This is a genomic window from Arthrobacter sulfonylureivorans, assembly GCF_047607445.1.
Lineage (GTDB): Bacteria > Actinomycetota > Actinomycetes > Actinomycetales > Micrococcaceae > Crystallibacter > Crystallibacter sulfonylureivorans_A.
Genome location: NZ_JBLKRT010000021.1, coordinates 16,100 through 41,075, shown reverse-complemented (window position 1 = coordinate 41,075; position 24,976 = coordinate 16,100). Strand labels below are relative to the sequence as shown.

At 61.0% G+C, this 24,976-nt stretch carries 27 protein-coding genes and 1 tRNA gene; 12 read left to right on the top strand and 16 right to left on the bottom strand.

Going from position 1 to position 24,976, the window contains the following annotated elements; genetic code table 11:
- Window positions 1–213: 213 nt before the first annotated feature.
- Window positions 214–531 (top strand): DUF4411 family protein, encoded by a 318-nt coding sequence (locus ACMX2H_RS11460; protein ID WP_414960648.1) that lies wholly within the window; start codon window positions 214–216, stop codon window positions 529–531.
- A gap of 118 nt (window positions 532–649) precedes the next feature.
- Here the strand turns inward: ACMX2H_RS11460 and ACMX2H_RS11455 are convergent, their stop codons facing one another.
- The 5 genes from ACMX2H_RS11455 to ACMX2H_RS11435 all read right to left on the bottom strand — a co-directional run bounded on the left by ACMX2H_RS11455 (window position 650) and on the right by ACMX2H_RS11435 (window position 5,578).
- The gene (locus ACMX2H_RS11455) at window positions 650–1,615 is read right to left on the bottom strand and encodes a YncE family protein (protein ID WP_414960616.1); all 966 of its coding nucleotides are present in this window, start codon (window positions 1,613–1,615) and stop codon (window positions 650–652) included.
- Window positions 1,616–1,766: 151 nt separating this feature from the next.
- Window positions 1,767–2,789: a TRAP transporter substrate-binding protein DctP gene (gene dctP / locus ACMX2H_RS11450; RefSeq protein ID WP_414960615.1), complete on the bottom strand. Its 1,023-nt coding sequence runs from the start codon at window positions 2,787–2,789 to the stop codon at window positions 1,767–1,769.
- A 64-nt stretch (window positions 2,790–2,853) separates the two neighbouring features.
- Window positions 2,854–4,128: a TRAP transporter large permease gene (locus ACMX2H_RS11445; protein ID WP_414960614.1), complete on the bottom strand. Its 1,275-nt coding sequence runs from the start codon at window positions 4,126–4,128 to the stop codon at window positions 2,854–2,856.
- A gap of 3 nt (window positions 4,129–4,131) precedes the next feature.
- Window positions 4,132–4,677 carry a TRAP transporter small permease gene (locus ACMX2H_RS11440; RefSeq protein ID WP_414960613.1) on the bottom strand — a complete coding sequence of 182 codons (546 nt, stop codon included), beginning with the start codon at window positions 4,675–4,677 and terminating at the stop codon, window positions 4,132–4,134.
- The gene (locus ACMX2H_RS11435; protein WP_414960612.1) at window positions 4,667–5,578 is read right to left on the bottom strand and encodes a sugar phosphate isomerase/epimerase family protein; all 912 of its coding nucleotides are present in this window, start codon (window positions 5,576–5,578) and stop codon (window positions 4,667–4,669) included. Before ACMX2H_RS11435 ends, ACMX2H_RS11440 begins: the two co-directional genes overlap by 11 nt.
- A gap of 173 nt (window positions 5,579–5,751) precedes the next feature.
- Here ACMX2H_RS11435 and ACMX2H_RS11430 point away from each other — a divergent pair, with 173 nt between their 5' ends.
- The 4 genes from ACMX2H_RS11430 (at window position 5,752) to ACMX2H_RS11415 (ending at window position 10,445) form a co-directional block, all read left to right on the top strand.
- Window positions 5,752–6,828: a Gfo/Idh/MocA family protein gene (locus ACMX2H_RS11430; protein WP_414960611.1), complete on the top strand. Its 1,077-nt coding sequence runs from the start codon at window positions 5,752–5,754 to the stop codon at window positions 6,826–6,828.
- Window positions 6,818–7,576 carry an SDR family NAD(P)-dependent oxidoreductase gene (locus ACMX2H_RS11425; protein WP_414960610.1) on the top strand — a complete coding sequence of 253 codons (759 nt, stop codon included), beginning with the start codon at window positions 6,818–6,820 and terminating at the stop codon, window positions 7,574–7,576. The genes ACMX2H_RS11430 and ACMX2H_RS11425 overlap by 11 nt, the downstream gene beginning before the upstream one ends.
- A 107-nt stretch (window positions 7,577–7,683) precedes the next feature.
- Window positions 7,684–8,556: a shikimate dehydrogenase gene (locus ACMX2H_RS11420; RefSeq protein WP_414960609.1), complete on the top strand. Its 873-nt coding sequence runs from the start codon at window positions 7,684–7,686 to the stop codon at window positions 8,554–8,556.
- A gap of 32 nt (window positions 8,557–8,588) precedes the next feature.
- The gene (locus ACMX2H_RS11415; RefSeq protein WP_414960608.1) at window positions 8,589–10,445 is read left to right on the top strand and encodes a bifunctional sugar phosphate isomerase/epimerase/4-hydroxyphenylpyruvate dioxygenase family protein; all 1,857 of its coding nucleotides are present in this window, start codon (window positions 8,589–8,591) and stop codon (window positions 10,443–10,445) included.
- A gap of 269 nt (window positions 10,446–10,714) precedes the next feature.
- Here ACMX2H_RS11415 and ACMX2H_RS11410 read toward each other — a convergent pair whose 3' ends face one another.
- Window positions 10,715–12,160 carry an FAD-dependent oxidoreductase gene (locus ACMX2H_RS11410; protein ID WP_414960607.1) on the bottom strand — a complete coding sequence of 482 codons (1,446 nt, stop codon included), beginning with the start codon at window positions 12,158–12,160 and terminating at the stop codon, window positions 10,715–10,717.
- Window positions 12,157–12,963, bottom strand: coding sequence for an IclR family transcriptional regulator (locus ACMX2H_RS11405; protein WP_414960606.1), 807 nt, complete (start codon window positions 12,961–12,963; stop codon window positions 12,157–12,159). The genes ACMX2H_RS11410 and ACMX2H_RS11405 overlap by 4 nt, the downstream gene beginning before the upstream one ends.
- Window positions 12,964–13,232: 269 nt before the next feature.
- On the opposite strand from ACMX2H_RS11405, the gene aroQ reads away from it, so the two are divergent.
- The 4 genes from aroQ (at window position 13,233) to ACMX2H_RS11385 (ending at window position 16,480) form a co-directional block, all read left to right on the top strand.
- Window positions 13,233–13,694 (top strand): type II 3-dehydroquinate dehydratase, encoded by a 462-nt coding sequence (gene aroQ / locus ACMX2H_RS11400; protein ID WP_414960605.1) that lies wholly within the window; start codon window positions 13,233–13,235, stop codon window positions 13,692–13,694.
- 37 nt (window positions 13,695–13,731) lie between these two features.
- Window positions 13,732–14,562, top strand: a complete 831-nt coding sequence (locus ACMX2H_RS11395) for an aldo/keto reductase (RefSeq protein WP_414960604.1) — start codon at window positions 13,732–13,734, stop codon at window positions 14,560–14,562.
- 33 nt (window positions 14,563–14,595) lie between these two features.
- Window positions 14,596–14,886: a Dabb family protein gene (locus ACMX2H_RS11390; protein WP_414960603.1), complete on the top strand. Its 291-nt coding sequence runs from the start codon at window positions 14,596–14,598 to the stop codon at window positions 14,884–14,886.
- Window positions 14,887–15,025: 139 nt separating this feature from the next.
- The gene (locus ACMX2H_RS11385) at window positions 15,026–16,480 is read left to right on the top strand and encodes an L-lactate permease (protein ID WP_414960602.1); all 1,455 of its coding nucleotides are present in this window, start codon (window positions 15,026–15,028) and stop codon (window positions 16,478–16,480) included.
- 1,017 nt (window positions 16,481–17,497) lie between these two features.
- Here the strand turns inward: ACMX2H_RS11385 and ACMX2H_RS11380 are convergent.
- Window positions 17,498–17,570, bottom strand: a tRNA-Ala gene (locus ACMX2H_RS11380).
- A 194-nt stretch (window positions 17,571–17,764) separates the two neighbouring features.
- Between ACMX2H_RS11380 and ACMX2H_RS11375 the strand changes: the two genes are divergently transcribed.
- Both ACMX2H_RS11375 and ACMX2H_RS11370 read left to right on the top strand, forming a co-directional pair.
- On the top strand, window positions 17,765–18,295 hold the full coding sequence (locus ACMX2H_RS11375; protein ID WP_414960601.1) for a hypothetical protein: 531 nt from the start codon (window positions 17,765–17,767) through the stop codon (window positions 18,293–18,295).
- A gap of 297 nt (window positions 18,296–18,592) precedes the next feature.
- On the top strand, window positions 18,593–19,054 hold the full coding sequence (locus tag ACMX2H_RS11370; RefSeq protein ID WP_136786579.1) for an Lrp/AsnC family transcriptional regulator: 462 nt from the start codon (window positions 18,593–18,595) through the stop codon (window positions 19,052–19,054).
- A 3-nt stretch (window positions 19,055–19,057) separates the two neighbouring features.
- Here the strand turns inward: ACMX2H_RS11370 and ACMX2H_RS11365 are convergent, their stop codons facing one another.
- Window positions 19,058–19,552, bottom strand: coding sequence for a DUF456 domain-containing protein (locus tag ACMX2H_RS11365; RefSeq protein ID WP_414960600.1), 495 nt, complete (start codon window positions 19,550–19,552; stop codon window positions 19,058–19,060).
- A gap of 254 nt (window positions 19,553–19,806) precedes the next feature.
- Here ACMX2H_RS11365 and ACMX2H_RS11360 point away from each other — a divergent pair, with 254 nt between their 5' ends.
- Window positions 19,807–20,268: an SHOCT domain-containing protein gene (locus ACMX2H_RS11360; protein ID WP_414960599.1), complete on the top strand. Its 462-nt coding sequence runs from the start codon at window positions 19,807–19,809 to the stop codon at window positions 20,266–20,268.
- 14 nt (window positions 20,269–20,282) lie between these two features.
- On the opposite strand, the gene ACMX2H_RS11355 is transcribed toward ACMX2H_RS11360, so the two are convergent.
- The 7 genes from ACMX2H_RS11355 to ACMX2H_RS11325 all read right to left on the bottom strand — a co-directional run bounded on the left by ACMX2H_RS11355 (window position 20,283) and on the right by ACMX2H_RS11325 (window position 24,963).
- A complete protein-coding gene (locus ACMX2H_RS11355; RefSeq protein WP_414960598.1) occupies window positions 20,283–20,966 on the bottom strand; it encodes a potassium channel family protein in 684 nt (227 codons plus the stop codon).
- 33 nt (window positions 20,967–20,999) lie between these two features.
- Entirely contained in the window at window positions 21,000–21,359 is a 360-nt protein-coding gene (locus tag ACMX2H_RS11350; protein WP_414960597.1) for a hypothetical protein, read from the bottom strand.
- A complete protein-coding gene (locus tag ACMX2H_RS11345; RefSeq protein WP_414960596.1) occupies window positions 21,356–21,529 on the bottom strand; it encodes a hypothetical protein in 174 nt (57 codons plus the stop codon). Before ACMX2H_RS11345 ends, ACMX2H_RS11350 begins: the two co-directional genes overlap by 4 nt.
- Before the next feature lie 173 nt (window positions 21,530–21,702).
- On the bottom strand, window positions 21,703–21,948 hold the full coding sequence (locus tag ACMX2H_RS11340) for a hypothetical protein (protein ID WP_414960595.1): 246 nt from the start codon (window positions 21,946–21,948) through the stop codon (window positions 21,703–21,705).
- Window positions 21,949–22,027: 79 nt separating this feature from the next.
- Window positions 22,028–22,780: an SDR family oxidoreductase gene (locus tag ACMX2H_RS11335; RefSeq protein ID WP_414960594.1), complete on the bottom strand. Its 753-nt coding sequence runs from the start codon at window positions 22,778–22,780 to the stop codon at window positions 22,028–22,030.
- Window positions 22,781–22,799: 19 nt separating this feature from the next.
- Window positions 22,800–23,579, bottom strand: a complete 780-nt coding sequence (locus ACMX2H_RS11330) for an SDR family NAD(P)-dependent oxidoreductase (RefSeq protein WP_414960593.1) — start codon at window positions 23,577–23,579, stop codon at window positions 22,800–22,802.
- A gap of 46 nt (window positions 23,580–23,625) precedes the next feature.
- Window positions 23,626–24,963 carry an MFS transporter gene (locus ACMX2H_RS11325; RefSeq protein WP_414960592.1) on the bottom strand — a complete coding sequence of 446 codons (1,338 nt, stop codon included), beginning with the start codon at window positions 24,961–24,963 and terminating at the stop codon, window positions 23,626–23,628.
- Between the last annotated feature and the right edge of the window lie 13 nt (window positions 24,964–24,976).

Sequence of the window (24,976 nt, the reverse complement as noted above, 5' to 3'; positions counted from 1 at the left end):
GGCTACCGTGGCCCGGCTGCGGCGACTGATTTCCCTGTCCCCTTCGCAGCACATGCCAAGTTTGCGGCAAGCTCGGCAGAAGGCCCCGATTGCTGTGAGCTTTCTAGAAATCCTCCGGACGATTCTGCGGCGGGGTTCGGTGCAACTATTAGTCGGCACTAGCAAGCCTCGGCGATCAGAACCCCCAACAACTTACGGTTCGCCCACTAGGCCATCGGCGTTCGTCCTTGGCGGGAGCGGTGCCGCGCCCCCAACTGGGCTCGGCGTCATGAGAATAGATCGCGTGCGTCGCGCGACCCACGGCAGGGTCATAGCAAGTCCTTAGATTGGGTACAGGACCAGAAGAATGATGGCGACCCTTTCGTCATCGCCCATGCCAAACATTCCCTTCGCGTGATCGTCACCGAGGAGACCCGAAAAGGCCCCGGTACCATCGACAAGAACCAGAAGATTCCCAACATCGCCGATGAGCACGGCGCGGAGTGGGTTAAATTCTTTGAGTTCGTGCGCGCGCAGGGCTTGAAGTTCTAGAGACCCCACAATCGGCAGCTAGCAAGTTGGTCAGGGCCGGCCCATATAGCGCCTTCCCTGGCGGTAGCCGGTGACCCAACTGTCCTAACGGCGAAGCACACACTGGGGCCACTCTTTGCTATACGGCGATGTTGGCGAAGGCCAGGCCGTCTGGGTTCCGCCCTGTCTCGATGGCACCGATCGCACTCATGTCCGAGAGACGGACCGCCGTCAGCAGTCCTGCTTGGCTTGAAGCGGTGTACGCTATTGCCCCGGTTGGATCCAGCACAATCATTTGAGGTGAAGGAGCAACATCGGCTGCAGCTACTATCTCCAAGGTTTTCAGGTTTAGCTTGGCAATCTGGTTACTTCCCCGCAGGGCCAATATCAGCTCAGTTCCGTTGGGTGTCAGTGCCGTGCCGAAAGCGGTTGAGGGGAGCTCGACCCACTGATTTACGGAACCTGTAACCAGGTCTACGACGGCCAGACGGGGCTGGCGCTGGTCGGCTGTGAATGCGGTCAACCCGTCGGCCGAGAGCGAGATGCGGTTAATCACCTCAGCTACTTCGACCGTGCGCAGCAGGTGGCCGTTCTCCACGTCAATTTCAGAGATCGATCCAGGTTCTACATTTGCTGTGTAGCAGTACGTTCCGTCGGGAGACAGTGCCATCATGTGTGACTGCGCGTGGCCTGTTTTCAGTGTCCGCACCACCTGTTGCGTGCTGGGATCGATCACTGTGACGCTCTTGTTGAGTTCGGTTGTTACGTACAGCAATCCGTCGAGCCCGAACATCGCATCATGCGGGCGACAGGGCGCCTTGAGGTCGATCGTCGCGCTGCGCTGCCCTCTGACGAGATCGATGACATCAATCGTGCTCCCATCCGTACCGGACACCCCCACCGGGGCATCGCTGTAGATCGGCACATACGCAATCGGAAGGTCTGGATGAACTGCGACCTCATGGCCGGTGATACCACTCAACTGCACCGTACTAACAACCTGCAGCTTCTGGGCATCCACGAGCATTAGAGTGCGGTCGTCTTTGTTGACCACCAAGACCGTGCCTGCTGGTCCGGTTTGGGTACTTGCAGTCTCGGCGCCCATGACAGAGCCTCCTTTTGAAGAATCCGGATGATGGCAGCGTTGCCGCGGAGTCATGCAGCGCTTCTCGGAACCGATCAATAGCAGACGAGCGGCGCCCTAGTGGGAAAGACTTGGGCGCCGCTCTAAGTCATGCGATTGTTATCGGGCAGTACTATTTGGCTGAGGCCCGGATGCTTTCGTAGAAAGCCAGATCATCACCCGTGTAGTGGGACTTAAAGTATTTCTCCGCACTGCTGGCGAAGGCCTCGCGATCCACTTCATCTGCTTCGATCACAGTGAGCGGCCCGTTTTCGCGCCAGTCATTGAGGATTTCTTCGGTCTCGTCCTCGACGCACTTGCGGTTTTCGGGCCGGATCTCCTTGACGGTTTCGAAGACGGCTTCGCGCTGTTCATCGCTCAGCTTCTCCAAGGTTGCGTCCGACATGGTCACCCAGTGGATGCTGACCTGGTGGTTGTTCAGGGAGACGTACTTTTGGACCTCGTCGTAGCTGGCGGTCTTTGTGCCGACAACGGGGTTCTCCTGGCCATCTGCAATTCCCTGCTGGAGGGCTACGTAAACCTCTTCATAGGCCACAGCCACAGGGTTTGCGCCCATGGCTTCAGCGTTTGCCAGATACTGCGGGGTGTCCGGGAAGCGGATCTGCATGCCTGCCAGGTCCTGCGGGGAGCGGATCGGCTCGTTGGAGCTGAAGGTCCGTGAACCGTAGTACCAACCGTCAATGATGGTCATGTCGGTGGCCTCGTTGAATCCGGTTCGAAATTCCTCGGAATGGTTATCGATCCAGTTGAAGGCGTGGTCGACGTCATCGAAAACATAGGCAGCGCCCAGAATACCCACGTGCGGGTATACCGATGCTAGGCCGGCTTCCTGCAGGTCCATGTCAAGGTCGCCGGACTGGATGTTGGCCACGCGTTCAGCATCCGGGCCGAGCTGACTGGACGGGAACAATTCAACGGTAATGCCGAGGTCTTTGGCTTCAATACGTTCTTTGAACAGTTCCATGCCACAGAAGAAGTTCGGCGTTGCCTCGGACTGGCTGCTTGCGAAGGAAATGGTGATGTCGCCGCCTGCTTCCGTGCTGCCGCCGGCACCGCAGCCTGCAAGTAGACCCGCGGCTGCGGTCAGCGCTATTCCTGATCCGAGCCTGCGGAGGAAGCGTGGATTGATTGCCATGGTTGTTCTCCTTATATTGTCTGCCCTCATGGGCGATTCGCTGGTTGTTGCTGATTGGAACGGGTTAGAAGCCGAGTAGGTTTGGCAGGAACATGACCACTTGGGGGAAGAGCGTGATGATGATCAGTACGGCCACCATGGGGGTCAGGAAGGGGACAATGCCCTTGAATATTTCGTCAACGGGCCTGGCCGTTACCGAACTCATGACGTACAGAACGCTGCCGACCGGCGGTGTGAGCAGACCGATCATCAGGTTGACGATCATGATCACGCCGAAGTGCACTGGGTCGATGCCGTAACTTACGGCAAGGGGCAGGAGCACGGGCACTGTCACCAGAATGACGGCAGTCGCATCGATGAGCATGCCGAGGACGATTAGGAGCAGGTTGATGAGCAGCAGGAAGACCAGCGGGTTGTCCGTGAAGCCTGTGATCCATTCGGCCAAGCTCACCGCGACCCGCTCACGGGCCAGAATCTGGCCAAGCATTCCCGCGGCGCCGATGATGATGAGGATTCCGCCGCAGAGGAAGACTGTCTCTTTCGCAGCCTCCCACAGGACGCGCCAGCTCATAGTCTTAAGGAAAAGGCCGAGCAGAACCATATACAGGCCGGCAATTCCCGCTGCCTCTGTCGGCGTAAAGAAGCCGCCCATGATGCCGCCGAGGATGATAATCGGCGCGCCCAGGGGTCCAAGCACGCGAACCGTCGCCCGTCCCAACCGGTTTAGGTCGAAGGGTTCCTTCTCAAAGCCGGGGTTCCTGCGCACCCAGACAGCGATGTAAATAACCAGCCCGAGGGCCATTAGCAGTGCCGGAATTACGGACGCCGCGAACAGGGCTCCGGTTGAAATTGTGGCCACTGCCGCGAAGATAACGGCGGGAATGCTCGGTGGCATGACGGGGCTGATCAGTGCTGAAGAAGCTGTCAAGCCGGCGGCGAAGCGGAAAGGGTATCCGGCTTTCGTCATGGACGGCACCTGAACTTTGCCGAGTCCGGCAGCATCGGCAAGGGCGGAACCGCTCATCCAGGCGAAGCCGACACTGGTACCAACGTTGACGTACGCCAGGTTTCCGCGTACGCGTGCCATGGCTGCAAGACAAAATTCAAACAGGCGATCGGCGATTCCAAGCTTATTGGCGATGACGCCCACAAAGATGAACAGCGGCACGGCCAGCAAGGGGAAGGAGTTGACAGAGTCAAAGACGGTCTTGAGAGCCAGGCCCGTTGAGTACCCGTTCAGCATGAAGTAGGCCAGGCACGGTCCCATGATCGCAAACGCGACCGGGACACGGGCAAGGAGGAGGAGGATGATTCCTACGGCGAGCAGTCCGAGTTCCATGGCTCAGTCCTCTTCTTCTTCGAGTGTCAGCAGGTCCGGTTCCTCGTAACGTGCGTGCAGGATCCTTCCGATGGCGAGAATCGTCCCGGATAGGAACCCGATCAGGGGCAGGGTAAACAGATAGCCCAGCGGAATGCGAAGCACGGCTGTTGAGCGACGGAAGCCATCGCTAAACAATGCCCAGGCTTCCCACGCCAGCCCAAGGCAGATCAGAGCCAGCAGAATGGCGGAAATGTAGCGGACAATGACCCGTCCACGCTTGCCTACCATGTTGTCAATGACGGCCACGGTGATCTGGCCGTTCTTCCCGATCAGATAGCCGACGGTGATGAAGGCGACTCCGACCAGGGAATAGCGCGCAATTTCGCCAGCACCCGGCCAGTTCAGCGCTGGCACATACCGGCCCACAACTTGCCACAGGACACCAAAAAAGAGGATCGCAAAGAAAGCTACGGCGAGAACCAGCTCACAGTTGGAGAGCCAGCGCAGGAACCGTGGTTCGGTGGGCCGCTCTACCAAGGTGCCCCCGTGTATCGAATCATTCGACACGGTTCTGTTCCTTTCGGTTGATTGTTGGAAGGTCTTTCGCCCTCTCCGAGCCGGTGATGGATCCGAGGTAGGCGGTGGTTTCCGAGGCAAGCATCCTCAGATATTCAGGTGCCGGGCGGCCTGCTCTTAGTTCCGTGTTGGGAATTTCTACACTGATTCTGGCGGTTCTCTGCAAGGCTGCTAGCAGCTCGCCAATGGGGGCGTTTCCGTGCCCAGGCAGCAGCCTGAGGTCGCGCGCTTCGGCGATCATCAAGTCCACCATCTTGCGGGACCGGGCAACAGGAATAAGCCTTTCCCCGTGACCGGATAGTTCCGTGGGCGCGTCGCAGAGCTGGAGGATCGGGAACAAATCAGGGTTGTCCGCGATGGTGCTGAAGTCGGCCTCGGTGCGCATGTAATGCAGGACATCCAGTTCAACACCGCATCCTGCCGCCCGGGCAATCTGGACGGCGGTGTCGAAATTATTCAGCGGACGAAATCCGACCGGCTCAAGTACAGGTTGGATTTGGAAGATCTCTGCGTCAACAGTCAGCGCGGCCACAATATCCGCGAACGCAGTTAGATCCGGATGATCCCCGACCACGTTCAAGTAACTGGCCCCCAGCTCGGCCCCGAGTTCCAGCAGGGGCAACCATTCCTCCCGCGTGGTGTCCGGTCGGATGGAGAGAACCTCCACGTCGAGTACCTCCAGACCTGTCTCCGCCAGCGCTGAAACTATCCCTCGGAAATCCTTTGAACCCCTATCGCGGGGAAAGGGCACGTCGGTGACACTGACTGCTTCGAGGCGCAATCCAATTGCGCCGAAGCCAGCCGCGTGTGCCGCGCGGACATACTCCGCGTGGGGCAGATCAATGGCACTAAGCGGAGCCACACCCAAGGCCTTGGCCTTGCTCTTCTCCATGGGACGGTGTTCCTTCCTGACTGATATTGTTCATTTTGGAACACAGTTCCAGATTTTTCGGTCGGTCGGTACGCTATCACGTATCCGCACAAAACCGAGACGCGCATCACTCTCTTTTCGAAGCGTGCTTCACCGACCACGTAACACATTCGGCAGGAAGGAATCCGAAAACCATGACGGGTATCGTCAGAATCGGCCTGTTGGGCGCCGGCTTGATTGGCAAAGAACACGCCAACTACTGCATGAGTGCAGAGGGCGTCGAGCTCACCGCTATCGCAGACCCCAGTCCCGCGGGGCAAGAGGTAGCACGGGAACTGGATGTACCGCATTTCGTCAGCTACATCGATCTGATGGACGAGGCACCCGTCGACGCCGTGATCGTTGCGCTGCCTAACATCATGCACGCCGACGCCGCTGTGGCGGCCCTGGAGCGCGGCCTAACACCCTTGGTAGAAAAACCGATTGCAGATTCCCTTGAAGCTGCCGAACGCATTATCGCCGCTTCGGATAAGCACAACGTTCCGGTTCTCGTAGGCCACCAACGTCGTTACGCGCCGGATATTGTCGCCGCGAAGCGGTTTATTGAGGATGGTGGCTTGGGCCATGTCGTTTCGGTCGGGCTGCTGAGCACCTGGCGAAAGGACGAGAAGTACTTCGATGTGACCTGGCGTTCCCGCAAGGGCGGCGGACCGGTATTGATCAATCTCATCCATGACCTCGACGTGATTCGTTATCTGGCCGGTGACATCGACTCTGTCATGGCGTTGGGCTCGTCCAAGGTACGCGGGTTCCCTGTGCCGGATACGGCCGGCGCCGTGCTTGAATTCGCCAGCGGGGCCATAGGTACAGCGATGGCGACAGACGCTGCCGCCTCCCCATGGTGCTGGGACCTAACGTCCGGCTATGGAGCGTATTTTCCGTCGCCGCCGCCCGGTGATGTCTATTTCATATCTGGCACTGAAGCTTCCATCGCCTTGCCTTCGCTGACTGTCTACCGTCACCGTGGCGCCAACAACTGGAAGAGCCCGTTCGAAACTTCGGTACTGAAGCGCACGGAGACCAATCCTTACGTTGCCCAGCTGGAACATCTGGCGGCCGTCACCCGCCGTCAAGCCGAACCGCTGATCTCCGCCCGGGACGCCTTCAACACGCTCGCGGTAGCAATGGCCATTGACGAATCAATGGCTTCACGGAAATACCTGCAGGTCCCGCAGCTCCACGACAAAGGTGAATACACAGATGACTGCTAAAACATGGCCTGGACGCTTTGAGGAACAGGTCGTCCTTGTCTCGGGCGCAGCCGGAGGGCTGGGGCGTGCCGCCGCTGAACGGCTGCGGGCGGAGGGCGCCATCCTTGTGGCCACCGACCTTGCCATCGGCGCCCCCGCCAACGAGTCCGTCATGGACTCCCATGGAGCAGACCTGCTTTTGGACGTAACCGATCCCGAACAGTGGCGCCTCGTGGTTGACCACGTGTTGGAACGCTACGGCCGTATCGACGGGCTTCTCATGTGCCACGGCGCGCAAGGACCGGAGGCGCCCGTCGAAGACGTCCCTTACGACGGTTGGGTGCGAACCCTCCGGGTCAACTTGGATTCATGTTTTCTGGGCCTCCAATCCGTGGTGCCCGTGATGAAGCGCCAAGGGTATGGAAGGATCGCGGTACTCTCATCGATTGCAGGTAGGGAAGGCAATGCCTCAATGACCGCCTACTCCACCTCGAAAGCCGGCGTCATCGCGCTGGTAAAAGCCGTGGCGAAGGAAACTGCTGCAGACGGGATAACCGTAAACGCAGTGGCTCCCTCCATGTTCGACACTCCCCTGTTGCAGCACCTGAGCAGCGAGCGTAACGCACAACTGCTCTCCCGTGTGCCGGCCGGGCGAATCGGCCATCCGCCCGAATTCGCAGCTTTGGCCACCTGGCTGCTCTCGGCAGAATGCAGCTACACCACCGGACAAGTCTTGGATCTCACCGGTGGTCGGTATTCCGGTTCCTAGTTTCATTCACATGCTCAGGCACTTCTCACACAAGATCCTGATCAAAGCCTTAGCTCCGCTGTGCGATGTACGTACAGCGGAGCAGTAATCGAACGAAGGGTTTCATCATGAGCACGGTTGCGGAGTCCTATCTGGTCGGCTTGATCGGTGAAGGCATTACAGCCTCCCTCACTCCCCCGATGCACGAACGCGAGGCGGACCACCACGGGATCCGCTATCTTTACCGGCCGATCGACCTCTCCGTCATCAACCGTCCGGGCGGCCAGGTAGGCCAACTGCTGCACCAGGGCCGCGATCTGGGGTACAACGCGTTCAACATCACCCACCCGTGCAAGCAGCTGGTGCTGGAGCACCTGGATGACGTTTCCGACGACGCCCAACGCTTGGGTGCCGTCAACACCGTGGTGATCCGGGACGGAAAGTTCATTGGCCACAACACCGACTTCTCCGGCTTCAGCAGGGGACTGGAACAGGGTCTGCCCGATGCCGGGCTCGGCGCGGTCGTCCAGCTGGGCACCGGCGGTGCGGGGTCCGCCGTCGCCTACGCGCTGCTGAAGAAGGGGCTCCGGCGGCTGACGCTGCTGGATCTTGACCCCCAGCGGGCCGCAGAACGACGGGATGCCCTGGCCGCGCTCTTCCCGGAACAGGAAGTGGCGGTCGCGCCCATGGACCAGCTGCCGGATGTGCTCGCGGCCGCCGACGGTGTCCTCAACGCCACTCCGGTCGGCATGCACAGCCATCCGGGTCTTCCGTTGGATCCGGCCCTGCTCCAGCCCCGGCACTGGGTCTCGGACGTGATCTACCGTCCGGTCGAAACCGAGCTGATCGCGGCCGCGAAGGCCAGGGGCTGCCGCGTGCTTGACGGCGGCCACATGGCCGTGGGCCAAGCGGTCGACGCCTTCCGCTACATCACAGGACTGGAACCGGATCCGGCGCGGATGCGCGCACACTTCCTCGAACTCCTTGCCCAAGGCCGGTAACGGCTGCCCCAGCTGCAGGAAAGGTCTTCCCTTTGCGTACCTCCATCGCCACCGTCTGCCTCAGCGGAACGCTGGAAGAAAAGATGCACGCCTGCGCGAATGCGGGCTTCGACGGCATCGAGATCTTCGAACAGGACCTGTTGGTCTGCCCCTGCAGCCCGGGCGAAATCCGTTCTCTGGCGGCGGAGCTGGGACTCTCCCTGGATCTCTACCAGCCGTTCCGGGACTTCGAAGGCGTCACCGAGGAGCTGCTGGCCGACAACCTGTACCGTGCCGAGGCAAAGTTCCGCCTGATGAACGAGCTGGGCATGGACCTGATGCTGTTGTGCAGCAACGTGGCGACGGCCATTCATGACGACGACGATCTGGCCGCCGCCCAGCTCCGCCAGCTCGGCGACCTGGCCGCGGGCTACGGGATCCGGATCGCCTACGAAGCCCTGGCGTGGGGAAGATTCGTCAACGACTTCGAACATGCCATGCGCATTGTCGATTTGGCCGCTCACCCGAACATCGGCACCTGCCTGGACAGCTTCCACATCCTGTCCCGCGGCTGGGACCCGGCCGCGATCGAGAAAATTCCGGCCGAGAAGATCTTCTTCGTCCAGTTGGTCGATGCCCCGGAGCTGAGCATGGACATCCTGTCCTGGAGCCGGCACTACCGGGTCTTCCCGGGCGAGGGCGCGTGGGAACTCGACAAGTTCATGGGCCACCTGGTCCGCAGCGGCTACAACGGGCCGGTCTCGCTGGAGATCTTCAACGACGTGTTCCGGCAGGCCGACGAGGAACGCACCGCCGTGGACGCCATGCGGTCATTGATTTGGCTTGAAGAACAGACCTCCGTCCATCTGCAGGAGACCGACGGACCGGACGCCAGGTTTGCGATGGAGCTCGCGACGCTGCCCCAGGTCGCCGAACCGACTGGCTTCAATTTCGCCGAAGTAAAGGCGGAGGACACCGAACAGGTCCAGCAGCTGCTGCGGCAACTCGGTTTCGCCTTCCGCGGCCGGCACCGCACCAAGCCGGTGCAGCTTTGGACCCAGGGCCGGGCCCGGATCATCGTCAACGAACAACAGGCCCGCGGACTGGAACCGACCATTGCCGCGCTGGCCTTCGACGTCGAAGATCCGCTGGTAGCAGCTTCGCGGGCACTCCAGCTTAAGGCTGAGGCCGTTCCGCGGCAGAGCCAAGCCAACGAAGCAGTCCTGCAGGCCGTTAGGGCGCCGGACACCACCGAGATTTTTCTGTGTGAAGCCACCGAGGACGGCACCTCCGCCTGGACGGAGGAATTCGTCAGCGACGCCGCCGCGGGGCCGGGCCAGGAGCTGATTACCGGCATCGACCACGTCAACCTGGCGCAGCCATGGCAGCACTTCGACGAGAGCGTGCTGTTTTACGAGAGCACCCTCTCGCTCGCTCCGCGGCCCTCCACCGAGGTGCCCAGCCCCGTCGGCCTGGTGCGCAGCCAGGTCATGCGCACCAACGACGGCCAAGTCCGCCTGGCGCTGAACATCGCACCACTGGTGATGGAGCGGCCGGGCCCATCGGCGGCGTCCGCCTACCCGCAGCACATTGCCTTCGCCTGCTCAGACGTGATGACACTGGCCCGCAACGCGGTGGCCGCCGGCCTGGAGTTCCTTGAGATTCCGGCGAACTACTATGCCGACCTGCAGGCGCGCTTCCGCTTGGAACCTGAGTACTTGGCCGCACTGCAGGAACTGAACCTGCTCTACGACCGCGACGAGGCGGGCGAGTTCGTCCATTTCTACACGGCAACCGTCGGCAGCGTCTTCTTCGAGGTCGTCGAACGCCGCCAAGGATATGACGGCTACGGTGCACCGAATGCCCCGGTTCGCCTCTCCGCCCAGTATCGTCTGAGCAAGAACGGCTAAATCCTTTCCCTCCCGCCCAATGCCGATCCGCTCCAGCGGATCCTTGAGCTACGCCATGTTTCTGCCCCATTCCAAAAATGGTTGCAGCATTATTATTGACTTCGCCATCGTCCGTCGTCGGTATCTGACGGGTAAGGCTGGACGAGCACCTGAATGGGCCGCCCCGGCGGCTCCCATGTTTGTTGCCCCAAGGCAAGCGCCGTACCACTGATTAATAAGCGAAGCGATGTTTGGAGACAAACGTCAAGCCTTCACGTTCCAGGCATTGCCTAATAATTCGCCTGCATCTCTCTTGCGCCTGCAGCTTGCATGCTTCGCCTCAGGGTTTGCGCTGCTACTCGGCCGAAAATAAGGGCTTTGCCCAGCGCGGTTCCGGTCATGTAGGCGCTGCCATGGAAGCCGCCGACTACCTCCCCTGCTGCATACAGACCGGGGATGATGCCACCATCGATGCTCGTCACTTCGGCTTCCGGGGTGACTGTCAGCCCTGCATAGGTAGAGGTCATGAGGGTCTTGGCGGGGTAGGCGTAAAAAGGCGGCTCGGCTATCGGTATCAAGGTCCCCACGCCATTGCACAATCCGCTTCGGCCAAATTCGTCCTCGGTTTCACCGGCGGCGACACGGTTGTAGCGGGCTACTGTCGCTTCCAGCGTTGTCGCATCCAAACCAGATTGCTCGGCCAAACCCCTCAAAGTGTCTGAAACGAACAGCCGGCCTTTCTCCTGCAGATGGCCGATGTCAGACAGGGGGACGCCCGGCTGGGACTTGGCCCGGACCACCGAGTCGAATATCTGGAACCCAAGGCCGTTGGGCTGATCCAAGCACTGATCTCCCAAGACTTTATAGGAATCGGACTCGTCCATGAATCGTTCTCCATGGATGTTCACGACGATCGCGCCCATGTAGAAGGCGGTCAAGAGTTCATGTTCTTCAATCCTCGTCTCGGGGTGCGAGCCGTAGGTTCCCGAGACATAACCCATGTCACGAAAGCCTGCTCCGACCCGCCAGGCCATCTTCAGCCCATCGCCGGTATTGCCGGCGCCTCCGTACGGGATCCCGGCCAGTTGCTTCGGGGCGAAGATCTCAAGTAAGTCGGTAGCCCTGCTGAAACCTCCGGTTGTCAATACCACGCCACCACGAGATGTGACTGCCATCTCTCCTGCTGGTGAGGATGCCTTCACTCCCGCCACCCGACCGCCCGATTCAATGATCAGCTGGTCGGCCCGGTGATTAAAGAGCATGGTGGCCTGCGGGGCAATTTGAATTTGTTCGCGCAGGCGAGCCGTTAGGGCATGAATGTCTGTTTGATGGCTGCGGGGAACGGATTGACCGGAACTGATTTTCAGCACACCGATATTCGGCACAAGCCCTTTGAGCCATCGGTACGCTGCCATCTGATGGCTCACATATGCTTCCAGGAGTGCTTCATCTGCCTTCCCGCCAGACCCCTTCAACATATCCTTGACGAACAATTCCGCTGAATCCTGCACGCTGTCGCGTGCCTGTTCGTCTGTTCCTGAGAAGGCGAACCATCCCCCGCTCATCGGCGTGCTCCCGGACGGTGCCTGTTCTTTTTCCAAAACGGCTACGCTGAGTCCGGCTTGGATCAACGTCGTAGCGGCCGTGAGTCCGGCCAGACCTGTCCCGACGACTACAGCATCAACATCAAGCTGGTCGGCTCCCGCCAGTTCAAGTTCGCGCTCTGTATGCCTCACGATTTCCCCGTCGCTTCGAAAACAGCCCCCTGGGCACTTGTTTGATCGTTGAAGAGCAGCGCCAGCTCGGCTGCTGCCTGCTTAAGTTCGGGCACGAACTCCTCACTGCGCTCTGCAGTGAGCCTTACACTGGGCCCGCAAAGATTGAGTACGCCGGCGGCTTTGCCTGCGCCCACGGGAACAATTGGCACGGCGACGGCTGATACGCCCGGCTCGAAACTGTCGCTGACGTAGCCATAGCCGCGCTCCCGCGCCACGTTTAGCTCCCGCAGGTATTCTTCTGCATTTCTGGGAGCCGCTGGTCCATATGAGTCTGAGTCCGCGTACCCTTGCAACTCCACCAGGGCTATTGCCTCTTCGTCACTGAGGGTTGAGAGCCAAGCCAACCCGCTCGCACTGCACGAAAGCTTTACCTCCTGGCCCGCGTCCGGGTCATAGCGGAGTGCAGATTTCGCGCCCTGAGTCTTCGCTACCCACACCAAAGAGGCCCCATCGACGATACTCAGGCGGGAAAGCTCGCCTGAACTGGCAGCGAGGCGGTCCAAGAACGGCTTGGCGAGATCGACAAGAGGAATCTGTGCCAGATGCCGCTGTGCTATTGACACCACCTTCATGCTGAGCACGTAGTTGCCTTGCGGGTGGTCTTGGCGGAGGTAGCCCAGATCAACCAGCTCCGTCAGCGTTCGGTGGGCTGCACTCTTGGGCAAGCCGAGTTGCACCACGATCTCATTGAGTGGCAACCCCTCCACTTGGCCGGCCATGATTTCCAAGGTTTGCAAACCTCGAGACAACGCCATGGACATAGCTTGTTCTCCTTTCGTGCCGGTGCGGTGACATACCGATACAAGCTTTTCCGCCGCTGCGGTCCGGTGAGTGTCCGGTTCAAGCTCACGCTGGGCACTGGACAAATTTTATTACGATGCTATCACTGTTGGAACGGCGTTCCATTGGCGCCGTACCCCTAGTTCGCACATTCTTAGAACGGCGTTCCAAAAATGTGCTAGTTTGCTGGTGACAGTTCCTAGTTATTGCCACCGAGATTCCTCCGAAACCGGGAAGGTTACCGATCCATATGATTGCAACTCCTGCCGCACGGCCCAAGATCATGATTTTGAACGGCCCGAATCTGAACCTGCTCGGCGTTCGGGAACCGCAGACCTACGGGACGACAACCCTCGCTGACATCGAAGAGCTCTGCCGTGAGACCGCTCAAAGTCTCGACGTTGCCATCGACTTCCGCCAAAGCAACCACGAGGGCCAAATCATCGACTGGATTCAGGAGGCCCGCGAATCCGCAGACGGAATTATTCTGAACCCTGCTGGATTCACATCGACCTCGATAGCCATCCTGGATGCGCTGCTTGCCTCCGACCTGCCTGTCATCGAAGTGCACATCACCAACATCCACCGACGTGAGGCGTTTCGGCACCTCTCTTACGTGTCGAAAGCCGCAACAGCCATCATCGCCGGCGCCGGCCCTCACGGCTATCAGCTGGCCATCACACACATGTCCAAGCTCTCGGCCACATCCTGATCTTTTAGTTTTGGCCTAATCACTGCTAAGGAGAAACATGCCCGGTATTGCCCCCACCTTGGAACTGCGTGGTGGAGTCCAGCTACCCATGATCGGTCTTGGAACTTGGCCCATGGACAACACAGAGTCGGCAGTTGCCGTCGAAAATGCCTTGGCCTTGGGGTACCGGCACATTGATACGGCAGAAAACTATGAGAACGAGGCCGGCGTGGGCGAGGGCATTCGCCGCAGCGGCTTGGAACGCGAAGACATCTTCATCACTAGCAAATTCAACAAGAAATGGCACGGTGTCGAAGAAGTCAAGCACGCTTTCGACGCCGCGGCATCCCGCTTGGGCGTTGACTACATCGATCTGTTCCTTGTGCACTGGCCCAATCCCCATCAAAACAGATACATGGAGGCTGCCCAGGGACTGAAGGAACTGCTGGACGCCGGTAAAATCCGCGCTTTCGGCACGTCGAACTTCAAGCCGGCCCATCTGCGGCGCTTGCTGGAAGCTGGCCTGACCCCCGCTGTCAATCAAATCCAACTGGACCCTGAACATGTGTGGTCTGTCGAGCAGGAATTCCATAAGCAGCACGGAATCGTCACCGCCTCTTACAGCCCGCTTGGCCGCGGCGGATCATTCTTGTCCTCGCCGAGTGTCATGGACGCTGCTAAGAAGCACCAAAAGACTCCTAGCCAAGTCGTGCTCCGCTGGCATATCCAACAGGGACTCGTCCCGGTACCGAAGTCAGCCAACCAGACTCGCCAGCAAGAGAACCTGAACATTTTTGATTTCGAGCTCAGTGAAATCGAAATGGACTCCATTACCGCACTCGACACCGGCGCCCCGGCCAGACTCGACTCAGACGAATTCGGGCACTAGTCTCATTGACCTCGAAAATTTAAGGATCTAGAAATGATTCGGCACGTAGCCGTATTTCGCTTCAAACCCGAATTCACTGAAGCGCAGCGCTTGGCTTGGATCGACATGGTCGCTGACCTGCCGAACCACATTGATCAAATCCGCTCCATGAGCATCGGGGTGGACATTCTCCAAGCAGCTTCGTCATACGACGTGGGTCTCGTTGCGGACTTTGACAGCCTTGACGATCTCGCAACCTACAGCAACCATCCCAAGCACCAGGCTGTGCTTGACGTTTCAGGACCGGTCAAAGAGCACTTAGCCACCGCCGACTTTGAGATCTGACTCATATTGAGAAGGACGGCCTCGTGTTCACGAGAGCGGCGTCCAAGCAGCACCTGCTCTAGCAGCGGACAGTTGTCGCCGACTCTTCGGTAACTCCTTCCAGGTGCCGTCTTCCACCCGTAGATTGGGCAGGTTTCTTATGCAAGCTATCAACACACTTGCGGCGGTCTCGCCCATAGTCTTGGTGGCCGTCTTGTTGGCCTTTCGAGTCGGCGCCTTTCGCTCCGCACTTATCGCACTGAGCGTAACGGGCGTGCTGACCCTGACATCGTTTCCCATCGATTTACACGCCGCGTCGCAAATCGGACCTTCACTCGGAGCCACAACCGTCACAGTCATCGTGATCATACTGGCGGGGATCCTGCTGGCGGAAATGCTTAATGCAGCAGGATCCCAACACGCTCTCGCTCAGTGGCTCAGTACCGCCGCCCATGAACCGAACCGGGCAATGCTAATGATAGGCCTTGGTGTGGCGCCCTTTGCTGAAGCGATAATCGGGTGGGGGTTGGGAGTTATCATTTCCGTTCCGCTGCTTGTGCGGATCGGCTACTCCGTGCGGGTATCCGCTACCATCGGGCTCCTGGGCATACTGCTTGGGCCCTGGGGTTCGTTGGCCCCAGGCATTCTTATCATGTCGCAGCTGGGTGGAACTGATTTTGTTGAGCAGGGAGTTTGGACAGCCCTCCTGTCATTACCGTGCCTTCTCATCATGGCAGCGGCGATGCTCCTTGTGGGTGTCGGCAGAGCCAAGGCGCTAGCCATGGCAACGGAGACTCTGCTCACGGTTCTCCTCATGTGGGCAGTGCTTATCGCCACGAACCATTTTCTCGGCCCGCCGCTGGCCGGCGTCTTCTCGTCGATGACGGCTATGCTGACCATCTTGGCGGGGGCCAAGTGGCGGCATCGGAGCCCTATCCGCATGGGGGTACCTGTTGTCCGAGCCTTAGCCCCTTATCTTTTTCTCTGCTCCGGGCTGTTCGCAATGAGCCTTGTCGTTAAAGCAGTACCAGTAAACACTCTCCTTGATGTAGCGTCCGGACCTGCATTCTGGCTGACGCTCACAGTCGCTGCGAGCCCCGCCCTTCTGGGAATGCGCAGGGCTGACCTGCCAGGAGCACTAAGGGCTGGATTTGCTCGTGGAATACCAGTAGCCCTCACGACCACGCTCTTCCTGGCTTTCGGCGCTCTCCTCTCAATGAACGGCATGAGCGCTCAGCTTGCTAACGCAGCTGCCGGCCTCGGTTCCGAGTTCATTATGCTGGCACCCGTTGCTGGATTCCTCGGGGGCTACATCACCGGGTCAAATTCTGCCTCGGCCGCCATGTTCGCTGCCGGCTTTAGCGACGCCGCCAACGAATTAGGCGTTGACGCAGTGCAGGTGTTAGGCATCCTAAACGTCGCAGCGTCCGCGGCAGTGATGGTTTCCCCACCTCGCGTTGCTTTGGCTGTAAGTCTCGCGCAAACCAACGCTTCCGGCTCCGAATCGAACACGGCTTCTGCCACCACCGCAACGGTAACGCGCAAGGTGCTGGTCGCCAATGTCATGCTGGCCATCAGTCTGGTAGTCGTCGCATTCAACCTCTTCCGACCATGACATCGTGGTCCTTAGAGATCTTGGCTGCGATTCGTAAAAAGTCCGCACGTGGATGCGGCCGGGCGGTGCGCTGTCAAATGACGACCGCCGTGTTGCATGTGGCTGCGGTTTCCCGGGAGCAGAGCTGGACGCCCTGCACGCGCCGAGAAAGAGATACACTACCCCACTGTCATCACTGCTACTTTCTGTCACCTGCATGTCCGCTTGCCGGAGCATAGCTACAATGCCGGCGATGATCGTTTTAGAGGCTCTCCCTCACTGAAAGCAGCGCCACTGAGATCAGCTCCGATACGGGGGAACTCGTACGAGGAACCCAGCACACCGGATCCTCCAGCCGTCTTTTGCTAACACCGAGCAATCAGGACAGCTTGCCGGGTGGAATTGGTGGGAATCCAACCTGCCCACCGGGCGCGGGCAGGACCACATTGTCTACATCGAATTCTGGCGCCTGCAGGTACGGTCCGCCTCAACTTCACCGCTGCGGACCTTGGAACTGCGTATACATCCGGGCGAGGACGGCTGGCATCTGGCGCAATGGCTCTGATACGAAGAGTAAGACGGCCGACTGGGGCAGCAGCACAGCATGGTAGGTTTTGCGCACCGGGTGAAGGTCGCTCGATCCACCCACCTATCCGTGGCACACTGCTTCCCAGCACCTTCCGCATAGTGCTGCGCAGTTCCCCCCTATGATCTGGTGCGGCGCACAGGGTCAGGGGGCCAGTGTCATGCGCGCCAACCGGTCCACCACGGCGCGGTGGTCCGATACCTTGGCCAGACGCTGCGGTAGCTTCGACGACAGCGACATGACCCACGCTGGGTCTCTGAAATGGTGAAACTCTGGGAGTGGCTACAAGCGGCCCCTAAGACCGGCGGGTCTCTTTGAGGGAGGTCGTTCTGCGCTCTATTCTGGCGACATGACGACAAGCGCAATGGTGGCCTCGATGCCCTCATCACTGCCAAAGTGTGTGGAAAGTGTGTTTTTTGCAAGCCGGACCCCCGGAAGACCCGCGTCTTCAGTGGAGCTTAGGGGAATCGAACCCCTGACCTTTTCATTGCGAACGAAACGCTCTACCAACTGAGCTAAAGCCCCGTGCCACTGCGTTTGATCATAAGTCTGCGGCGGGGCGATCGCAAAGCTGACGGGATGCAGTGTTGCGAGCCAGACACACCTCCGTGGCGGGCAGCACAACAGAGACCCCCGCGGTTTACCCACGCTGATAACGAATGTGCAGCGTTCACTGGCGTCCCCGCCGGCGGGACAAAACCGCCCCATAGACTCACGCCATGGACAACAAAGTTCTCAAGGCCGTCTACACGGTCTTCCTGGGGGTCATCATCGCGCTCTTTGTTGGGTTGGGCATCCGCACGTTTTATGCGCCGCCGGAGATGCCGCAGTTTCCGCAGGAGCAGGTCTTCCAGAAGTCAGACCCAACGGCCGAAGAGCTGGCGCAGCAGCGGGAACTGCAGGAGAAGTACGACGCTGCCTACCGCGCGTACGACGACGCGTACGAAACCTACAACCGCAACGTCACCACGATGACGCTGATCTCATCCGTCGCCCTGCTCGGCCTGAGCCTGCTGGTCGAGAAGCGCAACCGGGTGTTGGCCAACGGCATCATGCTTGGCAGCCTGTTCACCTTGATCTACAGCATCACCCGGAGTTTCATGTCCGGAAACACCACACTCTCGTTCATCGTGGTGACCGTGGGCCTGGCCATCGTCCTGTTCCTGGGCTCCAAACGCTTCTTCCAGCCAAAGGAGAAACGGGGCGCTCTCCCGCCCAGCGAGGGCGACACTCCGGCGGATGCAGCCTAGTCCGGCGCTGAAAAGTCCTCCTCAGCAGACCCCTTAACCAGCGAGACCCCTGGCGGTCCGGAATACGGACTGGCAGGGGTCTTCGGCTGTGTGAACAACAAGGTCCGGGCTTCGCGGGCCCGCAAACACTGCCCTGCGTCGTGAGCATGGACTGTGCACCTCAACGGGCTGCGGCTTGTGGCTTCGCCCGATCTGATAGTTATTCCACCAGCATGCCTACAATCCGCGCAAGGGGCCGCCTTATACTTGATCAGACTGTTCAAGCAGAGGTCACCCGAGCGACAGGAAGTGGTCAATTTGCAGCAACTGGATGCCACCGACCGGCGGATCCTGCTTGCCCTGGACGAGGACCCGCGCGTCCCGGTGATGATGCTGGCGCAGCGGCTTGGCTTGGCGCGCGGAACCGTTCACTCCAGGCTGGAACGCCTTGCCGCTTCGGGATGCCTGCGCACCCACTCGGCCCGGGTGCTGCCCGAGGCGTTGGACCGCGGCGTCATGGCCATGGTCAGCGCCGAGCTGGACCAGAGCAAGCTCAACGATGCAGTCGACGCCCTGCGCAAGATTCCGGAAGTGCTCGAATGCCATGCCCCGGCTGGCGACACCGACCTGCTGATCCGCGTGGTGGCGCACAGCCCGGACGACCTGTACCGGGTGAGCGAAGAGATCCGGTTCTGTCCCGGCATCACGCGCACGTCCACGCAGATGTTCCTACGCGAAGTGATCCCCTACCGGACCACCGGACTGCTCCAACAGGACTGACCTCTAGACAAACTGCACCAGCACGCCGATGACCCAGACCGCCCCGGCTGCGAAGGCGCAGCCCAGCTCCACCAGCATGCCGAGGCCCACCGCCTTGAGCGCTGCCCAGCTGGCCTCGACCGCCTGGCCGAAGTGCCGCCGTCGTGCGAATTCACTGAGCAGCAGCCCGGCCGCGAACCCGATGAACAGACCCACCACGGGAATCACAAACATCCCGACGACGCCCGCCACCACGGCGACCAGGATGGACCAGTTGGGCACCTGTCGCTGCTTCAGCCGCCGCCCGGTGAGCACCAGGCTGGCCAGCATGCCGGCGGCCACGAACACCATGCCGATGGCGAAGACCACCCAGCCCACCATGTTTTGCAGGGCAATGGCCCAGACCAGCAAACTGATGCCGATGGTGATGGTACCGGGCAAAACGGGCACGACGATGCCGGCAATTCCGACGGCGATGAGCAGACCGCAAACAACGGTCGCAAGAATCTGGGCTTCCACCCACCCCACACTAACCGGGACGGCCCGGCTTTCCGTGCACTGCCGATGACTGGCGGCGGCAGGACTAGTCGCCGGACCGGCCTGAGCACGGGGAACTGCCTCCCCTGATGCTCCTACAGCTCCCGCAACTCCGGTGGCCCCCACGTGGCGAGGTCTTGACGGCTCTGCCCGGTGAGGTTGTAGACTGCGCCCACGTTCTGGAAGGGCTCTAGGCTATCCGGTGCGGTGGTACCGGGAAATCGGAGGTGGGTGCCATGAACTTCGGGGAATCGTTTTGGGACACTATCTGGTGGTTCTTCTGGGCGTTCGCTTTCATCGCCTACCTCTTCGTGCTCTTCGGAATCATCACTGACCTGTTCCGTGACAGGTCCCTGAACGGGTGGCTGAAGGCGGTATGGCTGATCTTCCTGCTTTTCCTGCCCTTCCTGACGTCACTGATCTATCTGATCGCACGTGGCAGGGGAATGGCCGAGCGCAGCCACGCGGCGTCGCAGGCGATGCGCATGGACACCGAGTCTTATATCCGCGGAGTGGCTGGCTCAAGTCCGACTGCAGAGATAGCAAAAGCCAAGGAACTGCTGGACTCTGGCGCGATCAACCAGCAAGAGTTCGAACACGTCAAAGCGCGGGCACTCAAACTTGATCAGCCGAGTGCGTCCGGCGGAGCGGCAGCGAGCCCTGGTACTGCACCGGCGAACCCTGGCGCCGACTGGTAACTAAGGCCTGGCCGTCACCTGCTGGCGGGCCCGCCGATGGCGGGTCCGCCAGTACCGGGTTCGGGCCCCTCAGGTCCGGCGGATCCGCCGATGCCGGCTTCTGGCCCGCCAGTTTCGGCAGGGCCGCCGTCGTGTTGATGGCCGGGCGCTAGCCGTTCGGCCTCATCCTGGGCGGCGGGCCTGTCCGCGGCGTTCCGGAGGCCCACATCCACCGCACCCACGAACATCTTGATCACCAGGCCCAGCAGGACCAGCCCGGTGACCATCTGCACGGTGACGGCAATCCGCGCCGCCTGCGATACCGGGACGATGTCGCCATATCCCACCGTGGCCAATGTGGTGATGGTGAAGTACAGGGAGTCCGTTCGGTCTAGCGGCTCCGAGAAGGCGTTCGGGTCCCAATAGGACATGGTGGCGTGCGAACTGGCGAAGAGGACAATGTAGAGCGGAATCGACGTGGCCAACGACTCCGCGGCCCGCAGTCGCGGTGACGGCGACGTCGTCACCGCCCGTATTTGCCACGCAACCAGTAGTGTCAGCGCACCAATGCCGATGAGAAGCGCAAGGATGGAGCCTTTGCGGTCGAGCGGAATCGCGTAGAAAACCACCAGCAAGGCCACGCCGGTCAGGACGGGACGCAGCAGCACCCACAGGCGCTGCCCACGCTTCCGAGCGGAACTACGGTGGACCCTGCTCATCGCGCACCATTATCCTCCGGGCGCACGGTTGCGTCATCGCTGCAGCCGCTCGACCGGCCTTTCCCGCCCAACCAGAGCACCGCCGTCGTCCGCCCCCACCGCATGATGGCCCTTTGTGCGCCGTTTCGCCAAGCAAAGTACGACGACGGCGACCGCCACCGCGACGCCAGCAGCCGCCCACGGGGACGCGAGAATGAGTGCGAACCAGGCCGCCATCGCGGCCAGCCCGATGGTGGCGTAGACGACGGCCCAGATCAGGCTGCCGACGATGACTGCGGGCAGGAAGCGGCGCAGCGGCATGCGGCCAATGCCCGAACTGGCGATCACGGCAGTCTGCAGGCCGACGGTTAGGAAGCACAAGGTCACCGCGAGCGGCCCGAACCTGGCCGTCATCGCCTCCGCCGGCGCATCAACTCGCTGTCCGCATACTTCTCCAGACGGGTGCGCCTGGCGCCGGCGGCAACACCTCGGCCCAGCCAGTACGTGGTGTTGGACCGGATCATCGCTCCACCGAACAGCGCGGCGATTGCCCACCCCAGCGGCAGCCCGAGGAAGAAGTCCATGACCGTCCTTTCACTGGCGAGCGGACCGGACACATCAATTCTACGCCTCGTAGAAATCATTGGGTGGTGCCGAGGGCGCCTCTTCACTCGCCCTGGCACAGCACGAGAGCATCCCGTGCGGACAGCCGGTGACTTAACCGGCGGCGCATCAACCGGTCTACCGCAAGGGGTGGTCAGGTCTTCGAGCTGGCAAGCGAATCCACATGGCGCATGACCAGGGCCGCGGAGATGAACGCCGCCGAAAACGGCAGAAAAGTGGCCGTTACCAGCTGATAGGTGGTTGTTACCGCCATGGCGACAGGTGCACCTTCAACAACAGCCGTTGTTCCGAAGTTGCCAAGAATCAGTGGGCCTAGCGCGATCAAGAGCACTGCAATGGCACCCAACAAAATACCGGCCCGCAGGGTGGTCTTCGACATCGTTGACGCGTGCATGTTGTCCTCTCCCAGATGTGGACCGTTTTGTGTCAGCCAAGCACCGAAAGAAAGAGATGACAACCTACGGCATCACGTCGCCGCTGTTGGGGCCTAGGGTCTGACCGGTATAGAGATCTCCGCCGGGCGAGGAGGCCAGCAGCAAGGCGGTGGGCGCTACCTCATGGGCCTGTCCGAAACGGCCAATGGGAAGCTCCGCCTGTTTGGCGGCCTTCCACTCTTCGGAAAGCCCCTCGATCAACGGCGTGAAGATGGGCCCCGGCGCGATCGCATTGACGAGGATGTGGTGCCCGGCCAACTCCAGCGCCATGGCTTTGGTCATGCCGATCACTCCCGCCTTGGCCGCCACGTAGTGAGTCAAGCCGACGCCGCCCTTAATCCCGAGCTGCGAGGCGATGTTGATGATCCGGCCGCCACCTCGCTCGACCATGTGGGGCGCGGCCCAACGCGCAGCCAGAAATACGCCTTTGAGGTCCACGGCCAGGGTCTTGTCGAACGTCGCTTCGGTCATCTCCAGCAACGGCGTCTCGTCGAGAATGCCGGCGGCGCTGACCAGGATGTCGATACCGCCGAATGTTGCCGCGACGTCGTCCATCGCCCGCCGCACGGCCTCGCCGTCGGTCACGTCCACAGCAACGGCAGTGGTGCGGACGCCAAAGGATCCGGCCTCCTCGGCCACGGCCGCAGCGTGCTGTTCGTCCCGATCCAGCAGCGCCACGTCTGCGCCTTCCTGGGCAAAGAGCAGCGCAATGGCCGCACCGATCCCGCTGCCTCCGCCGGATATCACGGCGATCTTGCCTACAAGCTGTCGTTCCATCTGGACTCCTGACCGGCACTCAGCTGGGCCAGCGGACGGTCAGCCCGCCGTCGACAATAAGTTGTTGTCCCGTGATGTAGGCCGAGTCGTCGCTGGTCATAAAGCGGATGGCGCGGGCGGCCTCGTCGACGTTGCCGACACGGCCCCACGGGATGATGGATCCGGCGGCATCGAGGCCTTCCCTGCCCAGCGAATTCACCGGGTCAAGCGACTGTGGGCTCTCGATCAGCCCCGGAATGATTGCGTTGACCCGGATCCGCCGCGGAGCCAGCTCCACGGCCAACGACCGGCACAGACCCAGCAGGCCGGACTTGGCGGCGGCATAATGGCTGTGCTCCTCCCAGCCGTAAACGCCGCCCGCAATCGAGGACGTGGCGACCATCGCTCCGCCGTCGTCCATCCGCATGCTGCAGGAGCGGAAGACGCGCAGGACGCCGGAGAGGTCGACGGCCATCATGTCATCCCACGCTTCGTCGGTCATCTCGGCCAGCGGCGCGCGGCGCAGAATACCAGCCGCGGCGACCGCGATGTCCAGTCGGCCGAACTCGTCCAGCGCTGCTTGGGCCAGCTTCTCCGTGTCCTCGAAACGGCGCACATCCATCGGGACGGCGACGCACCGACCCGCGGCCTCTTCGACGGCACGGACCGTGTCCGCCGCGTCATGCGGATCCGAAGGAAGGTAGCCGATCACGTTGTGGGCGCCGGCCCGGGCGTAGGCTACGGCAAGCGCCCGGCCGATTCCGCTGCCTCCGCCGGAGATGACGGCAACCTTGCCCTCGAGTCCGTCGTCGCGGTTCACGCGACCACCACCCTTCTGTTGTTCGTGCGGTTGACATCACTGCACCTCATGCGATCACCGTCGTCTTCTGATGGGCGTCGCGAATGGTGCGCGTACCGGCCATGCACAGAGCGGAGATGAGCAGCCCGCCGGTGCCGGTAATGATTGCCGCCCAGCCGGTATCCACTCCGGCGGCGAGCAGGATGGATAACAGACCGGAGCCGGCGATGCCGCCGACTGGCGCCATCACGTGAGCCACGTTGGTGCCCATGCCGCGCACGTGCGCGGGGAAGGACTCGCCCATGTAAAACAACAGCGCCGCGAAGGGGCCGGTGAGGAAGAAGAGGGTCAGCGCGTACAGCGGGATGATGATTCCCGGGATGCCCGGGCCCAGCAGCATGATCAGGCTGACGATGCCGCCCGCCAGCCAGCCGAGGACCACGGTGCGCTTCCGGGTGATTTTGTCCCCGAGCCAGCCGTGGAAGACGTAGCCCACGAAGCCCACCGCGTTGGCCAAGACCAGAATGACCAGCGCGTTATCGAAGGAAACCCCCTTGGCCTCGACCAGAATCGTGGTGCCCAGGACGGAGAAAACCATGATGGAAACCCAGTTGAAGAACCACGACAGGGACAACAGGATGGTGTGCCAACGCAGCTCCGGGGTGAAGACATCCTTAACGCCGGTGGCATGGTGGGCTGCCTCCTCAAGGTCGTGTTCGTCCGCCAACCGGTGGGCGCCTTCCACGTCGCCGCTGGCCCGGCGGCGTTTGACCTCCTGCATGGCCGCGAAGGTGGGCGATTCGGGCAGTCGCAGGGCCATGACCACCACGACCAGTGACAAGACGGCGGCCACCACGAAAGTCCAGCGCCAGCCGATGATCGGCAGCAGAAGCGCCGAGAGGCCTGCAGAAATCAGGGCGCCGACCGGCCAGCCGCCCTGCACCAGTGAGTACATCAGGCCCCGGCTCTTGGCTTCCTTGTAGATCTCGTTCAGGTAGACCGCGTTGACGACCTCCTCGGACATGGAGAACCCGGTGAATGATCGGATGATGACCAGGCTGACGGCGCCGGCCGCCAGGCCGGTCAGGCCGGAAGCAATAGCCCCGCCGAGCATGAGGATGATGAGCGCTCTCTTGCGGCCCATCCGGTCGAGGATTGTGCCGACGAGCAGGGAAACGATGAACACGCCGATCGTTGCGAAGGTGTTGACAGCCGTAGATTGAGCGGCTGACCAGCCGAACTCCTCCGCAATGACCGGCAGCAAGGTGCCGAAAAGGGTGTAGTCATAGACCGAGGCAACCCAGGCGATAAAGCAAACGATCGAGACCTGCGTGATGGTCTTCTTGGTGATCGGGACATTCCACGGCTCGACCGAGCGACCGTGGGCGGAACGTGGTGTTGACATGGCGGTTGCTTTC

Bases quoted from the DNA above. Each gene is read 5' to 3' on its own strand.
- ACMX2H_RS11455 (WP_414960616.1), bottom strand. From the start codon at position 1,615: ATGGGCGCCGAGACTGCAAGTACCCAAACCGGACCAGCAGGCACGGTC.
- dctP (WP_414960615.1), bottom strand. From the start codon at position 2,789: ATGGCAATCAATCCACGCTTCCTCCGCAGGCTCGGATCAGGAATAGCG.
- ACMX2H_RS11445 (WP_414960614.1), bottom strand. From the start codon at position 4,128: ATGGAACTCGGACTGCTCGCCGTAGGAATCATCCTCCTCCTCCTTGCC.
- ACMX2H_RS11435 (WP_414960612.1), bottom strand. From the start codon at position 5,578: ATGGAGAAGAGCAAGGCCAAGGCCTTGGGTGTGGCTCCGCTTAGTGCC.
- ACMX2H_RS11430 (WP_414960611.1), top strand. From the start codon at position 5,752: ATGACGGGTATCGTCAGAATCGGCCTGTTGGGCGCCGGCTTGATTGGC.
- ACMX2H_RS11425 (WP_414960610.1), top strand. From the start codon at position 6,818: ATGACTGCTAAAACATGGCCTGGACGCTTTGAGGAACAGGTCGTCCTT.
- ACMX2H_RS11420 (WP_414960609.1), top strand. From the start codon at position 7,684: ATGAGCACGGTTGCGGAGTCCTATCTGGTCGGCTTGATCGGTGAAGGC.
- ACMX2H_RS11405 (WP_414960606.1), bottom strand. From the start codon at position 12,963: ATGTCCATGGCGTTGTCTCGAGGTTTGCAAACCTTGGAAATCATGGCC.
- aroQ (WP_414960605.1), top strand. From the start codon at position 13,233: ATGATTGCAACTCCTGCCGCACGGCCCAAGATCATGATTTTGAACGGC.
- ACMX2H_RS11395 (WP_414960604.1), top strand. From the start codon at position 13,732: ATGCCCGGTATTGCCCCCACCTTGGAACTGCGTGGTGGAGTCCAGCTA.
- ACMX2H_RS11390 (WP_414960603.1), top strand. From the start codon at position 14,596: ATGATTCGGCACGTAGCCGTATTTCGCTTCAAACCCGAATTCACTGAA.
- ACMX2H_RS11385 (WP_414960602.1), top strand. From the start codon at position 15,026: ATGCAAGCTATCAACACACTTGCGGCGGTCTCGCCCATAGTCTTGGTG.
- ACMX2H_RS11375 (WP_414960601.1), top strand. From the start codon at position 17,765: ATGGACAACAAAGTTCTCAAGGCCGTCTACACGGTCTTCCTGGGGGTC.
- ACMX2H_RS11360 (WP_414960599.1), top strand. From the start codon at position 19,807: ATGAACTTCGGGGAATCGTTTTGGGACACTATCTGGTGGTTCTTCTGG.
- ACMX2H_RS11355 (WP_414960598.1), bottom strand. From the start codon at position 20,966: ATGAGCAGGGTCCACCGTAGTTCCGCTCGGAAGCGTGGGCAGCGCCTG.
- ACMX2H_RS11350 (WP_414960597.1), bottom strand. From the start codon at position 21,359: ATGACGGCCAGGTTCGGGCCGCTCGCGGTGACCTTGTGCTTCCTAACC.
- ACMX2H_RS11345 (WP_414960596.1), bottom strand. From the start codon at position 21,529: ATGGACTTCTTCCTCGGGCTGCCGCTGGGGTGGGCAATCGCCGCGCTG.
- ACMX2H_RS11340 (WP_414960595.1), bottom strand. From the start codon at position 21,948: ATGTCGAAGACCACCCTGCGGGCCGGTATTTTGTTGGGTGCCATTGCA.
- ACMX2H_RS11335 (WP_414960594.1), bottom strand. From the start codon at position 22,780: ATGGAACGACAGCTTGTAGGCAAGATCGCCGTGATATCCGGCGGAGGC.
- ACMX2H_RS11325 (WP_414960592.1), bottom strand. From the start codon at position 24,963: ATGTCAACACCACGTTCCGCCCACGGTCGCTCGGTCGAGCCGTGGAAT.